This is a genomic window from Pseudomonas sp. 43(2021), from assembly GCF_017490805.1.
In the GTDB taxonomy this organism is placed as follows: domain Bacteria; phylum Pseudomonadota; class Gammaproteobacteria; order Pseudomonadales; family Pseudomonadaceae; genus Aquipseudomonas.
This window is the reverse complement of sequence record NZ_JAFGYJ010000032.1, coordinates 15,604-30,410: the sequence shown is the minus strand read 5'-3', so window position 1 is coordinate 30,410 and position 14,807 is coordinate 15,604. Positions and strand designations below refer to the sequence as shown.

7 protein-coding genes are annotated in these 14,807 nt (G+C 64.4%); all 7 read left to right on the top strand.

Annotation, left to right across the window (positions count from 1 at the left end; all coding sequences use genetic code 11):
* Window positions 1-192 precede the first annotated feature (192 nt).
* The 7 genes from J5M71_RS22885 to J5M71_RS22855 all read left to right on the top strand — a co-directional run bounded on the left by J5M71_RS22885 (window position 193) and on the right by J5M71_RS22855 (window position 14,744).
* Window positions 193-2,553 (top strand): DNA polymerase II, encoded by a 2,361-nt coding sequence (locus J5M71_RS22885; protein ID WP_207837438.1) that lies wholly within the window; start codon window positions 193-195, stop codon window positions 2,551-2,553.
* 78 nt (window positions 2,554-2,631) lie between these two features.
* On the top strand, window positions 2,632-7,107 hold the full coding sequence (locus tag J5M71_RS22880; protein ID WP_207837398.1) for an NEL-type E3 ubiquitin ligase domain-containing protein: 4,476 nt from the start codon (window positions 2,632-2,634) through the stop codon (window positions 7,105-7,107).
* A gap of 110 nt (window positions 7,108-7,217) precedes the next feature.
* Complete coding sequence (locus J5M71_RS22875) at window positions 7,218-11,711, top strand: NEL-type E3 ubiquitin ligase domain-containing protein (RefSeq protein ID WP_207837396.1); 4,494 nt, start codon at window positions 7,218-7,220, stop codon at window positions 11,709-11,711.
* A gap of 210 nt (window positions 11,712-11,921) precedes the next feature.
* Window positions 11,922-12,473: a DUF4174 domain-containing protein gene (locus J5M71_RS22870; protein WP_207837393.1), complete on the top strand. Its 552-nt coding sequence runs from the start codon at window positions 11,922-11,924 to the stop codon at window positions 12,471-12,473.
* 163 nt (window positions 12,474-12,636) lie between these two features.
* Window positions 12,637-13,128 carry an EF-hand domain-containing protein gene (locus J5M71_RS22865; RefSeq protein WP_207837390.1) on the top strand — a complete coding sequence of 164 codons (492 nt, stop codon included), beginning with the start codon at window positions 12,637-12,639 and terminating at the stop codon, window positions 13,126-13,128.
* Between the two features lie 76 nt (window positions 13,129-13,204).
* Window positions 13,205-14,053: a DUF692 domain-containing protein gene (locus J5M71_RS22860; RefSeq protein ID WP_207837388.1), complete on the top strand. Its 849-nt coding sequence runs from the start codon at window positions 13,205-13,207 to the stop codon at window positions 14,051-14,053.
* On the top strand, window positions 14,046-14,744 hold the full coding sequence (locus J5M71_RS22855) for a putative DNA-binding domain-containing protein (protein WP_207837385.1): 699 nt from the start codon (window positions 14,046-14,048) through the stop codon (window positions 14,742-14,744). The genes J5M71_RS22860 and J5M71_RS22855 overlap by 8 nt, the downstream gene beginning before the upstream one ends.
* Window positions 14,745-14,807 lie beyond the last annotated feature (63 nt).

The following is a 14,807-nucleotide window of genomic DNA, read 5'->3' as shown; positions in this document are numbered from 1 at the left end:
GCCAGCCATCGAATTGGACTGTTCGCGGGCATGCCCGCTCCCACAGGTGCCGCGTCGCGCTTACCCATTGGAGTCATCTGCGTAACAGCACACCCGACGGGCTGGATGTTCTTCTGGAAAAATGCGCTGCAACGGAGCATCGGCGGTAGAATCGCCGCAATCAGCACAACAAACGATTCAGAGGTCGACGCGGTGGAGTTGCAGCAGGGCTTTGTCCTGACCCGGCATTGGCATGACACGCCCGAAGGCACCTGCGTGGAATTCTGGCTGGCCACCGATCAGGGGCCACGGCAGTTGCGCCTGGCGCCACAGGTATCGGTGGCTTTCATTCCCCAGGCGCAGGAAGCGCACGCACGGGTGCTGCTGGCCAACGAACCCGGTGTCGAGCTGCGGCCACTGCAGCTGAAGGACTTTGACCAGCGCCCGGTGCTGGGCCTGTACTGCCGCCAGCACCGGCAACTGATGCAGTTGGAGCAACGCCTTCGTACAGCCGGTATCGAGGTGTTCGAGGCCGATATCCGTCCGCCCGAGCGCTACCTGATGGAGCGCTTCATCACTGCCCCGGTGCAGTTCACCGGCCAGCCGGATGCCCAGGGCGTGCTCTGCGATGCCCAGCTCAAACCCCTGCCGGGTTATCGCCCGCCGCTGCGCCTGGTGTCGCTGGATATCGAGACCAGCGAGCGGGGTGAGCTGTACAGCATTGCCCTGGAAGGCTGTGGCCAGCGCCAGGTGTACATGCTCGGCCCGGTCAATGGCACGGCTGATGGACTTGACTTCGACTTGCACTACTGCGCCGACCGCACCGAGATGCTGGCCTGCCTCAATCAGTGGATGGCCACGCATGACCCGGATGCAATCATCGGCTGGAACCTGGTCCAGTTCGACCTGCGCCTGCTGCATGAGCACGCCAAGCTGCTGCAGGTACCACTGGCACTGGGGCGCAATCGCGCGCCCATGACCTTGCGCAGCCATACCAGTGGCGGCCACGTGTTTGCCGATGCCCCGGGGCGGCTGCTGATCGACGGCATCGAGGCGCTGCGCTTGGCGACCTGGAGCTTCCCGTCGTTCAGCCTCGAAAGTGTCGCGCAAACCCTGCTCGGTGAAGGCAAGGCCATCGACACACCTTACCAGCGCATGGACGAAATCAACCGCCGCTTTGCCGAGGACAAACCGGCCCTGGCGCGCTACAACCTCAAGGACTGCGAGCTGGTGACGCGCATTTTCGCCCACACCCGCCTGCTCGAATTCCTTCTTGAGCGTTCATCGGTCACCGGCCTTGCCGCGGACCGCAGCGGTGGTTCGGTGGCCGCGTTCTGCCACTTGTACATCCCGCAGATGCACCGCCTGGGCTTCGTCGCCCCCAACCTGGGCAGCCGCCCCGACGAAGCCAGCCCCGGTGGCTTCGTCATGGATTCGCGCCCGGGCCTGTACGACTCGGTATTGGTGCTGGACTACAAAAGCCTTTACCCGTCGATCATTCGTACCTTCCTGATTGACCCGGTGGGGCTGGTCGAAGGCCTGCGCCAGCCCGATGACGAGCATTCGGTGGAAGGCTTCCGGGGTGGGCGCTTTTCGCGCAGCGAGCATTGCCTGCCGGCCATCGTCGAGCGCGTATGGCAGGGCCGGGAAGCCGCCAAGCGCGAGGGTAACGCGCCGCTGTCGCAGGCGCTGAAGATCATCATGAATGCCTTCTACGGGGTGCTGGGCTCGAGCGGCTGCCGTTTCTTCGACCCGCGCCTGGCTTCGTCGATCACCATGCGCGGCCACCAGATCATGCGCCAGACTCGCGCGTTGATCGAAGCCAAGGGCTATGAGGTGATCTACGGAGATACCGACTCCACCTTCGTCTGGCTCAAGGGCGCCCATGGCGAGGAGGCTGCGGCACGCATCGGCCGCGAGCTGGTGACCCAGGTCAACCAGTGGTGGGCCGAACACCTGCGCCAACAGATGAACCTGGAAAGCGCGCTGGAGCTGCAGTTCGAGGTGCATTACCGGCGCTTCCTGATGCCCACCATCCGTGGCGCGGACGAAGGCAGCAAGAAGCGCTACGCCGGGCTGGTGCTGCGGGCCGATGGCAACGAGGAGATGGTCTACAAGGGCCTGGAGTCGGTGCGTACCGACTGGTCGCCGCTGGCCCGGCAGTTCCAGCAACAGTTGTATGCGCGGATCTTCCGTGGGCAGCCGTACCGCGACTACGTGCGTGACTATGTGCGGCAGACGCTGGCCGGTGAACTGGACGAGTTGCTGGTGTACCGCAAGCGCCTGCGCCGGCCGCTGGCCGACTATCAACGCAACGTGCCCCCACATGTGCGCGCTGCGCGCCTGGCAGATGACTACAACAGCCGCCTGGGCAGGCCAAAGCAGTACCAGCGCGGCGGCTGGATCAGCTACCTGATGACCACAGCGGGCCCCGAGCCGCTGGAGAACCCGCAGGCGCCCATCGATTACGATCATTACCTGAGCCGCCAGCTGCAGCCGGTGGCCGATGCCATCCTGCCGTTCGTGGGGGATGATTTTGCTGCGCTGACCGATCGCCAGCTCCTGTTGTTCTGACGCGGTGGTACCTGGCTAGCACTCGCTGGCCAGTGGCAGCCACTAGTTTCGCACCTCCGTTTACCCTGGAGGCGCGACATGCAGAACCGTCTGAATCCGACCCAAGCATTGCCCACCACCCTGGACCTGGAGCGAGGCTTCCAGGACGGCATCCTTGCCCGCCGCTTGCCGGCCTGGCTGAGCGGGCTGCACCTGGCAAGCCCGGACAGTGCGCCGCAGCCGCCTTCTTCGGTAACAGCAGAACAACTGACGACGCTGCTGCAGGCCCTGCAAGACAGTTTCGACTGCCGCCAGCGCCTGCAGCGCCAACTGGCGCCGTTGCAAGGCATTCACGCATTCTGCAAGCCGCTGCTGCAGCGGGCGTTGCAGGAGAAACTGCATTCCCTGCACGACCCCGATACGTTGTACTACCGCCATACCTACTTCACCCTTTCGCCTGATCCCGAACTGGCCACGGGCCGCCTGGCGCAGCAGGAAAAAGACTACTACGACATCGCGCTTGTCGATGCTGCGCTGGCCAATTTCACCGAGGATGAAGCGAGCCCGGGCACCCTGCCGCGCAGCGACTGCCTGGTGGACGCAGTGGGTGTGGCGGTGCCGGGGGTGAGCGCTCCGGCGTTGGCCAAAGTGTGCCGCCAGCTGGACCTGGGTGAGCGCTATCAGGAGCACCTGGACACCGTCCTGTACCCGCCCGCCAAGGGCACCGAGGGCCTGCAAGCCACGCTCAAGGCACAGTTGGTGTCGAACATGCAGGTGGATGCCTTCAAGGCAATGACCGAGGCAGCCCTGACCCATGCAGAACTGGCCCTGATCCTGGGGTTGTGCAGCAGCGGCGAGCCTGGCAGGTTCGAGGGTGACCCGGTCGCCGCCAGGCATCTGCATGCCTTTGGGTGCACGCTGGAGCAGATCATCGTGCTGCATGTCACCCGCACGACGCTGGGTTTTACCAGCACCAGGCGCGTGCTGGTGTATCTGCCCGGCGACCCGGTCAGCCCCTGGTGTGTTGCGCCAGACCTCGACACCTTTGTCCGCAGGATCTTGGGTAAACGCCTTGCCGACCCTCAGTATCAGGGTTTCTTCAGGCGTTTCGTGCGCCTGCGTGATCAGGCCGGATTTTTCGCCCGGGTTATCAGCGAGCTAGCGGATGTGACCGAAGCCGCTTCGCGGGATATGGAACAGCACCTGGTTGACTGTGCATTGCCCTTGTTCGACCGCCAGGCACAGGCACGCATCGATGTGATCAAGGATGATGCGGCATTCATCGCGGTACCGGTACGCATGATCGACAGCGGCGTGCAGCAGGCGCAGCGTGAACGTCTGGAGGCCGGCGCCTGGGCTGCGGCAGGGGTAGCGGGGCTGTTCGTGCCGGTCATTGGCGCGGTGATGGCGGCAGCCATGGCCTGGGACATGCTCAAGGACGCATTCCATGCGGTGGAAAGCTGGCGGGAGGGCGATACCCATGCCGCGGTCGAGCACCTGCTGAACATCGCCAGGACGGTCATCACGGTGGGTATCGCGTCTGTGCTGGCCGGCGCGGTGGTGCGTAGGACCGACCTGGTCGAGCAACTGGTCACGGCGCGCCTCGAGGATGGCAGCGAAAAGCTCTGGCGCTTCGACCTGGCCCCTTTTCGCACCGAGCCGCCAGCGCTGCAAGCGCTGCCCGATGCCGAGGGAGTGTATCGCCTGGGCGAGCGTTGCTGGGTGAACATGCAGGGTTACTTCTACGAAGTGGTACAGGGCGACGACGAGCAATGGCGCATGCTGCCCAGGCAAGGCCACGGCCCACGGTTGCGTCACAACGGCGCCGGTGCCTGGCGGGTATGGTGCGAGCAGCCGGTGGAGTGGCATGACACGCACGCCATGTTCCGGCGCCTGGGCGGTGAGTTCAGGCAACTGGAAGACGACCAGATCGATCACGTGCTGGCCATTCACGGGATGGAACCGGACGACTTGCGCGGCTTGCATGTGTGCGGCCAGGCAGCGGATGCCTGCCTGCTGGACACCGTCAGCCGGGTCAGGCTGGCGAACCGCATCAAGCTCCTGGTCAGCCAGCTGCGCGCAGGCGGGGCGGTGGCCGATACGGCACTGCTTGCCCGGGCACGGCGCTGGCAGAGTACAGAGGATGTGGCGAATGACGAGCTGGCCGATTACCTGTGGAACCGTCGCCGTTCGTTGCTGGGGCAGTTGTACTACGAACAGTACCCGGTGACCGGCGATACGCAGGCGTTACAGCGCGATTTTGCCAGCCTGCACCGGCTTGCGGCGGAGCAGCTGCTGGGCACGGCAAGCCCGGACGACCTGTTGATCTCGGCTGCGGTACTGGTCAAGCGCATCCGCTGCATCCGTGTACACGAAGCCCTGTTTTTCGATACGCCGCAGACCCTGGACCTTGCGCGCTTCGCCCTGGGCATGCTCGACCGCATGCCTGGCATGGGCATCGGCCCACGCTGGCAATTGTTCGACGGTGACGCCGGTACGCCGCTGTTCAGCACCCGTGGGGGCGGGCGGCAGTTGCAGCTGAGGTACCGGGACGGCCTGTTCCATCTCAGCGATGACCAGAGGCCGTTGGGCACAGCGGGTGAGTTGTTCCAGCAGATAGCCAGCGGCTATACCCGTGAGCAGCGCGCGGCACTGGCCATTGGCAAACCGTTCGCCTTGCAGCTACGCAGCGAGCTGGCGCGGCGGGTGGCGCAACAGCGGGAAGTGATCGCCGACGTGCTCGGCATCAGGCCCTCGAATGGCGCTGTGTTCATGCCGCAACGCCTGGCCAACGGCCGCATCGGCTACCCGTTGAGTGGCTGGCGCCAGTGCCTGGGCCTGGACCGGGCCGTAGTCAGGAACCTGGCCGCCGAGCTGCGTGACCTTTACCCGGGCTTCGACGATGACGAAGTCGAGCATTGGCTGGAACGGTTGCGGGCGTCGCAACGTGACCCTGCGACGGAGCTGGCCGAGCTGAAGCAACAGTTGGGCACGTTGCGCCAGACGCTGAAGAGCTGGCAGGTGGGTACGGTCAAAGCCTGGGCCTGGAAGGCGCGTCGCGAGTTCGCCCGGGGCCTCGTTGACTGCTGGCGCTACCTGGTGCCCAAACAACTGGGGGCTGTAGAGGCAGACCGCGGCTATTTGCTGAGTTGCTACCGCAGTGACCTGGATGCGCTGCCGGCTATCCCGGCGACGGTCAGCTTCGCGCATGTGTCGGACCTGGCATTACGGTCACTGCAGATACACACCGTGCCAGACACGTTTCTGCACGCCTTCTCCACGTTGAGCACGCTGAACATCACCAATTGCCGACTGCGTACGCTGGCGTTGCCCCAGGCCATGGCCGAACGCCTGCAGGTGCTGGATCTGTCGAACAACCAGATCGGACCTGAGGGCGGCATGCCGGCCCTGCTGCAGGCCTGCCGCTCGCTGGTGTACCTCAACCTGTCCCACAACCCGTTGCGCAGTGCGCTGTCAGTGGCGGACATGCCCCGGCTCAATGCCTTGATGCTGCGGGGGGCGCAGTTGACGCAGATGCCCGCCGGGGTCATGGAGGCACCGCACCTTCATACGCTGGACGTGAGCCACAATGCGATCCGCACCTTGCCCTACGGGTTCTATCGCTCGGACTTGTGGCACGCGGGGCGGGTCTGGCTTGCAGGCAACCCCTTGCTGCGTGACCAGGATACCTGGCACGAGGTTCTCGAAGACCAGGTGCCGACGATGCTGCGCTGGACCGACCTGGTGCAGCCCGCTGAACGAGATCGCATGGCTGATATCTGGAGCAAGCTCAATGGCCAGGAGGCATCGAGAGACTTCTTTCACCTGCTGCAGCGCTTGACTGGTTCGGCCGATTTCCAGCAGGAATTCCTGGCCCGCTACCTGGCACTCAGGGTGCTGCGCATGCTGGTGTCCATGAGCGAACAGCCGCTGTTGTGCACGGAACTGTACGCGCATGCGCTGACCGAGCACTGCCAGGACAACGCAACCTTGCGCTTCAGCGACCTGGAAGTACGTGTGCGCAAATGGAAAGCACTGCACGGCAGCAAGGCCGACGACCCGGAGCGGGCGCTGTTGCACCTGGGCGGGCAATGCTGGCGGCTGGATACCCTCGACCAGGTGGGTGGCTTGCACGCCGTGCGTGCTGGCCGGCCTGAGGAGTCGCTGGAGTTCGCACTGGCCTACCGGCTGGCGCTGGCCGACGAGCTGGACCTGCCTGTCGAGCACGACGAAATGCTCAACCCAGGCGTTGCCAACCTGTCGCGGCAGGATATCGATGCCGCCGCGCAGCTGGTGCGGGTTGCCCAGTCCAGGGACGCGCTGGTCGATTACCTGTCGACCACAGCGTTCTGGAAGGAGTACCTGACTCGCGTCTTCGCGACGCGCTTGAGTACGCCGCATTTCTTTCATGCCGAACTGGAAGCGCTGGTCGAGCGCAACGCCGCGCAAGTGGATATCGATCGGCTTCAGGACCGCGTACAGCAGTGGGAACTCAATGTGACCAGGCAACTGACACGGGAGGCGCTGGGCCGCCACCTGGCGGCTGTGATGATACCCGTGGCTGCGCCCAGGTAGCGGTGCCTGGGCGGTTGCCCTTGCCGGTGAAGCGGGTAGTAATCCGCTAGGCACCTGGGTGTCTCGCCCGCCGATAGCCTTGCGTTTTTTCAGCACGCGGAGGCGGCATCATGGGTACCCTGCAAGCCACACACGACCTGCTCGAACAAGCCGAGCAGGACGCCATCATCGCCAAGCGCTTGCCCGGCTGGATGCGCCCGGGCAACCCCGAGCACATGAGGGTCCTGTGCCAGGCATTGAGGGGCAGCCTGGACTGCCGATACCGCTTGCAGGCCTTGTTGCAGCAGATTGTACCAATCGACCGCTTCGCCACGCCCTTGCTGAAACAGGCACTGCAAGCCCGCTACGGCCTGAAACAGGACCTTGATCATTTGTGGATGCGCGCGGCATTTGAAAAACCACTGAGCACCTATGCGCCGATTCGCGTGCCTTTGACCGAGCGGGTCTATTACCAGATTCCCCTGCTCGAGGCTGCGTTGCACGGCTTTACCGCTGCCGAGGCCAAGGCCGGTGGCCAGGCGCCGGACTGTGGCCTCTACGAGGCCGACGGCATGCCACTGGAGGCTCCCAGCGCCATGGCCTTTGCCAGCCTGGTACGCGAGCTGGACCTGGGCCAGCGTTACCAGCAGCATCTGGACAGCCACCTGGCAACTCCGCAGAGCAAGGCGTTGTTGGCCGACAGCGTGCGCCACGGCATGTTGATCGCTGCCATGCAGGCTCGCCACGCGGGTGTGCTCGACGCAGCAGAGCTCGAGTTGCTGGTCAAACTGTGGCGTGACGGTTGGTTATCCCAGCTCGATGATACTCGGGTGCTGGGCAAGCGCCTCGAAGTGCTGGGTTGCCCGCTGCAGCAGATCGTGGTGCTCGACGTTCGCGATGAGACCTTTGCCCCGCTGCACACCAGTACCAGACGCGTGCTGGTGTATATCCCGGGTGACCCTCAAGGCGCGTGGAGCGCCCATGACGATTTGCAGCAATTTGCCCAGCGCGTGCTGGGGCAGCGCTTGCGCATGGCCACATACCGGCAGTTTTTCGCTCGCTTCGTGCGGGCGCGTGACAGCCAGGCGTTTTTTTCGCGCATCGGGGCGGGCTACGATGACCTGACGAAATGGGCCAACATCGACCTTGATGAGCGCATGCACCCTATGGGGGCTTATGTGTTCAAACACCTCGCGGCACTGCGTGTTGCCCAGGTCAAGGATGATGCGCAAGTGTTCGCGCCTTCTGTAGCGAAGCTGGACCGGGAGGTCCAGCAGGCGCACGCGCAGCGCCTGGCGGCGTTGGGGTTGACCGCCCTGAGTGCTGCCAGTCTTTACCTGCCTGCACTGGGAACCGTGCTGCTGGCCATGCTTGCCTGGAAATGGCTGGATGACGTGTTTCAGTCGGTGGCGGCGTGGCAGGAAGGGGAGGTTCGTGAAGCACTGGACCATGTCACCGAGGTGGCCATCGACCTGGCCGTGATCGCTGCCACAGGCACCGCGCTGGGCGGGGCGCGGCGCCTGTGGCAGCGCTCGCTGCGGGTCGACAGCATGCCCCAGGCGCGCCTGGAGGACGGTGCCGTGTGTTTATGGGACGGTGACCTGGCAGCCTTTCGTGGCGAGGCGCCGCCTGCCGATGCGCTGAGTGATGCGCAAGGCGTTTGGCGCCAGGGTGAGCGGGCCTGGGTGGCCATCGATGAGCACTTCTACCGGGTGGTGCAGCGCAGTACCGATGGCTGCTGGCAATTGCTGCCGCGCCATGGCCACGGGCCGCTGCTGGTGCACAATGGTGCCGGCGCCTGGCGGCTCTGGTACGAACAGCCGTTGCAGTGGGATGCGCCTCGCTACCTGTTCAGGCGCCTGGGCGGCCAACTGGCGCAGTTGCAGGACGAACAGGTTGACGAAGTGCTGGGCATCCATGGCCTGGGCAGCGACCAGCTAAGAGCCTGGCATGTACTGGGACGGGCGCCGGAGCCGGGGGTAGTCGACAGCGCCCAGCGGGTGCTGATCGACCAGCGCATTCGTACGCTGGTGGCCCGTTTGCGGTCAGGGCAGCAACCCGAAGACAGTGTGGTGCTGGCGCAGCTCGAAGGCCTCGAAGGGGCCGCTGGCCTTTCCGGGCAAGCCCTGGCGGACCTGGCCTGGGCCCAGCGGCGGCGGTTGTTCGAGCAGGTTTATCAGGCCGAAGCCCAGGTGTCGGCAGGCAACCCCGACATCACGGCACTGCGGCGTGTGTTCCCCGGCCTTCATTGGCGTGCCGCTCAGGCGCTGCTGGCCAGGGCCAGTGCAGCGGACCGTGAGCGCTTGCAACTGACCGGGCGTATCCCGTTACGCCTGGGCGAGGCCGCCAGGCAGCGACTGACTGACGTGCGCAAGGTTCGGGTGTTCGAAGCGCTGCACTGGGACACCCCGCAAAACCTCGACCTTGCCCGCGTTGTGCTGGCGATGCTCGAGCACTTGCCGGCGGCCAGCGGTGGGATACGCTGGCGGCTGTTCAATGGCGGGGAGCGCGCTGCGCCGGTGGCCACGATGCAGGCGGGTAGCCCGGTCTGCGACCTGGCTTTCGAGGACGGGCTGTTCCAGCGTATCGGCCCGCAAGGGCTGGCCGTTGGTGAGGCGGGCGAGCTGTTCGAGGTCATCAGCCATGCCTATGGCGATGACCTGCGCGCAGCCCTGCAGGTGTCCGAGCCTTTTGCCCATAACCTGCGGGTGCTGCTCACGCGCCAGGCCCTGGCCAGGCGTCAGGCTGTCGAGCAACTGCTCAGCCCTTCGCGTACGTCGGGGCTGCACCTACCCACCCGGCTGGCGGACGGCCGCATCGGTTATCCCTTGAGCGGGCGTCTTCCGGGCGGCTCGCCGAGTGCGTATCGACCCGGGCCGATCCTGCGCCGCGTGCGTTACCTGTACCCGACCTTCACCGATGAGCAGGTGTTTGCCTGGGTAGAGCGGGCGCGCAATTCGGTCCTGGGGCTGGAGCGCACGTTGCAGCAGTACGAACAGGCCTTCGACGCACTCACTACCCAGCTGCGGCGCTGGGTTCATGCAGCCCCCGACACCGCCGAGCGAGAGAACAGGCGCAGGTTGCGACGTGCATTGCGCTGCTGCTGGCAACAGATGCTCGAGGAGGGGGCGCACGAGGTGGGGCCTGGCACGGTCTACCGTTGGGACATGACTGAAATGCGCACCAGTAACCTGCCGGCGTTTTCCGAGCAGGTGGTGTTTGCCCATGTGCATGTGCTGACGCTGCAGAACATGCAGCTTGAGGATGTGCCCGAGAGTTTCTTGCGCGCATTCCCGAATATCCGTGGCCTGGAGATGCCCAACAACCGGCTCGCCCGAATCCCGCAAGCGCTGCTGGGCATGCCCAACCTGCAGCGTCTGAGCCTGCAGCGAAACCGCATCCGCCTGGATGCCGGGCAAGCCACCATTCTTGCCAGCTGCCCCAACCTGGTGTCCGTCGATTTGTCGCATAACCCTCTGGGTCGACCGTTTTCGTTGAGTGGGCTGCCGCGCCTGCGCGAGCTGCGGCTTGCCGACACGGGCATACGGGATGTCCCTTATGGTCTCCTCCAAAGCACCTCCTTGAGGGTGGTGGACTTTCGCGACAACCTGATAACCACCATGCCGGAGGGTTTCTATGATTCCCGGCTGTGGATGGAGCACGAAGTGCGCCTTAGAGGTAACCCCTTTAGCGAGCCCGAAGCCCAACGGTTGCATGCAGTGTTGCTTGCCGCAATGGCCGATGGGGGCGCGGCGGCGGTGCCCGCGCGGTTGCGCTGGATGGATGCTGCCGGGATCAGCTTGCGTACCGAGCTCGGTGCCCATTGGGAGGCGCTGGAAGCCATGCCTGATGCCACGCAGTTCTTCAACCTGCTTGAACGCTTGATGGAGACCGAAGACTTCCAGCATCTGACCGGGGCACGTTACCTGGCTGGCCGGGTGCTGGAACTGCTGCGTGCCATGAGAGAGTCGGACGAGCTTCGCGACCTGATGTTCAATGACGCCGAGCAGTTGACCTGCCAGGACAGCGTGGCCCTGCGTTTCAGTGACCTGGAGCTGCGTTTGCTGGCGTGGCGGGCCCGTACTCAGGCGGCGGGCGGGCAGGAGCAAGCACTGCTGCGGCTCGGTCGGCAAATGTGGCGGCTGGATGAGGTCGATCAGTTTGCCCAGCAGGATGTGCTTGCGCGTGAGTTCGAAGGGCGAGGCACAGACCCGATCGACATAGTGCTGGCTTATCGTCTGGGCCTGCGCGAGCAACTTGAGCTCCCGGTTCTGACCAGTGGCATGACGTTTCGTACGCTTGCCCAGGTAGGGGCAGCGCAATTGGCGCAGGCGCGGAACTGGGTGCTGGCCAATGAAACCGGGGAGCGGCTTGCCAGTTCATTGATCGTGCGCGATTTCTGGCAAGCTCACCTGCGCGCTGCCCATGCAGCGCGGTTCGAGTTGCTCGACGCCCCCTTCCACGAGCGCCTGGAGGCGTTGCAGGGCAATTTCACCCTGCCCGAGGCGGAGCGTTTGACCGAAATCAACCGGGTGGCCAGCGAGCGGCAGGCGGCGGAACGCGAACTGATGATGACGCTGACGCTCGATGCGCTGGACGGGCAGGCAGAACAGGCGGCGACTTGAAGTCGTCGGTGCCGGCACGGGCAGTGGTATGGCGATGAACTATGCTGATTATCGGGCATCGACGGCGTGCTTGAGCGCCGCATGTGCCTGGGGGAAATGCCAGGTTACCTTTGCATACGCACGTGCCGGCTCGGTTGGTTTAGGCTCGCTTGTAGGATCTTTCTCCCTGATCTGTAGTCTTTGGTTTATCGAGAGAATAAGGAGATACGCATGCTCGTCCGGTCACTGACCCTCGCCACCTTGCTCGCATTTGTCGGCCCCGTATTTGCCGCCGACAGTGACGCGCCGCTGGCCAAGGAACTGGGCAAGGCCAGGCCCTTGGTCGTCATTGCGCCCAGTAGCGCCGACCCGACGTTGCGTGGGTTGAACGAAGCCCTCAAGGACCCGGCCACCCAGGCCGCCTTCAAAGAGCGCAACCTGGTGGTCTACAGCGTCGCCAACATGATGGGCAAGCGTGAGGACAAGAACCTCGAGCAGCAGACCACCATGGCCCTGATCCGCGAGTTGAAGCTGGGTGCCAGCAAAGGCACCAAGGTGATCCTGGTGGGCAAGGACGGTGAGCGGCACATGCTCAAGGACGACGAGAGTGGCGAGGTTATCGACCCGCAGGTGATTCTCAAGGCGGTCGATGACCTGCCCGCCAGCGAAAAAGCCGTGACGGCGCCCGAGCCTGTGGCCGCGGCGGTACCGGAAACCAAAGCCAAGGCCAAGGACAGCAAGCCCGCCAAACCGGCCGCGCCGCCCAAACCGCTGGAAGACTGACCCGGCACAACGGCCCCGGCGCACCTCGGGGCCGTTGTGTATCCCACTGTATCTGCTCACGCCGCAGACCCATTCCCATACAAAACCGCACCCCGTGCGATACATCCACGACATACCGCAACGGCCTAATGGCTCCACATTCCAACCACAGTGGAGCAACACCATGACTCAAGTACGAAACACCCTCGGCCTGCTCGGCGCTGCCCTGATCGGCAGCATGGCTTTGAGCAGCAGCGCCTTTGCCGTCGAGCCGTTGGCCCAGGGTTACCAGCTGGCTTCGGCCAAGGTGGCCGGCGAGGGCAAGTGTGGTGAAGGCAAATGTGGTGGCAGCGCCAAGGCCACCCAGGGCGAAGGCAAATGCGGTGAGGGCAAGTGCGGCGCCAGCGCCAAGGCCGGTGCCGAGGGCAAGTGTGGCGAGGGCAAGTGTGGTGATGCCTCGTTCGCCAAGACCGACAGCAACCACGACGGCAAGGTCTCGCGCGACGAGTTCCTGGTGGTGGCCAAGGACCGTGCCGGCGACTTCGACAAGATCGACCGCAACCATGATGGCTTCATCTCCGAGCAGGAAGCCGCGGATCACCTCAAGGCGATCTACCAGGCTAATGGCAAGGCCATGCCCGAAGGCTTGTTCAGCCACCTGACCGGCAAGCCCTGACCTTCTGCCCCACGAACCGCGCAACGCCCCTCCTGCTGGTCAGGCGGGGCGTTGTGCCTGTTGCGGAGACCTGCTCATGCACCCCACATCTTTGTCTCCCGTCCCTTTACGGGTCGGGCTCGGCCTGCGCCGCGGGCTGTTGCCGGAACTGCTGGCCATGGAAACTGACGCCGTGGACTTTCTCGAATGCGCACCGGAAAACTGGATTGCCGTAGGTGGTGCCTACGGCAAGGGGCTGGCGCAGCTGGCCGAGCGTTTTGCCATTACCTGCCACGGGCTATCGTTGTCGCTGGGTGGCAGCGAGCCGCTGGACCGACATTTCCTTGGCCAGACCCGCCAGTTTCTCGATCGCCATCAGGTACGCCTGTACAGCGAGCACCTGAGCTACTGCAGCGATGACGGGCACCTGTACGACCTGATGCCAATTCCATTCACTGACGAAGCGGTGCGCCATGTGGCCGCGCGGATTCGCCAGGCCCAGGAATACCTGGAACGGCGCATTGCCGTGGAAAACATCAGCTACTACGCCGCGCCGTACCAGGCGATGAGCGAACTCGATTTCATCCGTGCGGTACTTGATGAGGCCGACTGCGACCTGCTGCTGGACGTCAACAACGTCTTCGTCAACGCCTGCAACCACGGCTACGACGCCCACGAATTCCTTGCAGGCTTGCCCCTGGCGCGGGTGACCGGCATGCACGTGGCCGGCCATTACGATGAAGCGCCGGACCTCAAGGTAGATACCCACGGGGCTGCGGTAAAGGAAGATGTATGGGCGCTGTACGCGGTCGCCTGTGCGCGCTTTGGTGTGCAACCGACCGTGCTCGAGCGTGATTTCAACTACCCGCCGTTGGCCGAACTGCTCGCCGAAACGGCGCGCATCAGCACTGTGCAGCGTGTTTCGGGAGGGCATGCAAATGAATGAGACCTTGCGTGAGCAGCAGTACACCTTGGCCCGGCACCTGCGTGACCCGCAGCGCCATGCGCCGCCGCCTGGCATAGAGGCCCGGCGGCTGAAGATTTACCGCGAGCTGTTCTATGGTGCTATCGAAGGTTTGCTGGCCGGCAGTTTTCCGGTGATGCGCCAGGCGTTGGGCGAACAGCGCTGGCATGCGCGAGTGCGAGATTTCTATGCCAACTATCGCAGCCAGACGCCGTTGTTCACCGAGATTGCCGAAGCGTTCGTCGAGTACCTGCAAGGCATCGAGCTGGATGCGCCCTGGCAGTTGGAGCTGGCGCACTATGAGTGGGTCGAGGCGCAGTTGTATCTGAGCGATGCCGAGGACCCGGCCCATGACCCGGCAGGCGACCTGCTGGAAGGGGAGCCACTGTTGTCGTGCGTGGCACGGGTGTTGGCCTATCGCTGGCCGGTGGAGCGGATCGGGGCGGATTACCAGCCAGCGGTCGCGCCAGAGACGCCGACCTTGTTGCTGGTTTATCGCGATGCGGAGTTGAAAGTGCGCTTCGCGCGCCTGGCACCGCTGGCGTACCGGTTACTGGCCTTGGAACAGGGCAGTGGGCGGGTGCGGTTGGAGGCGTTGGGAGGTGGTATGGAAGAGGGGTTGGCGTTGCTGGAGGGGCTGCGCGAGCAGGGGGTTATCATCGGTACAGGTTGAATCGTTGGTATGGGGGGCGCTTTGCGCCCCATCGCCGGCAAGCCGGCGATGGGCTGCAACGCA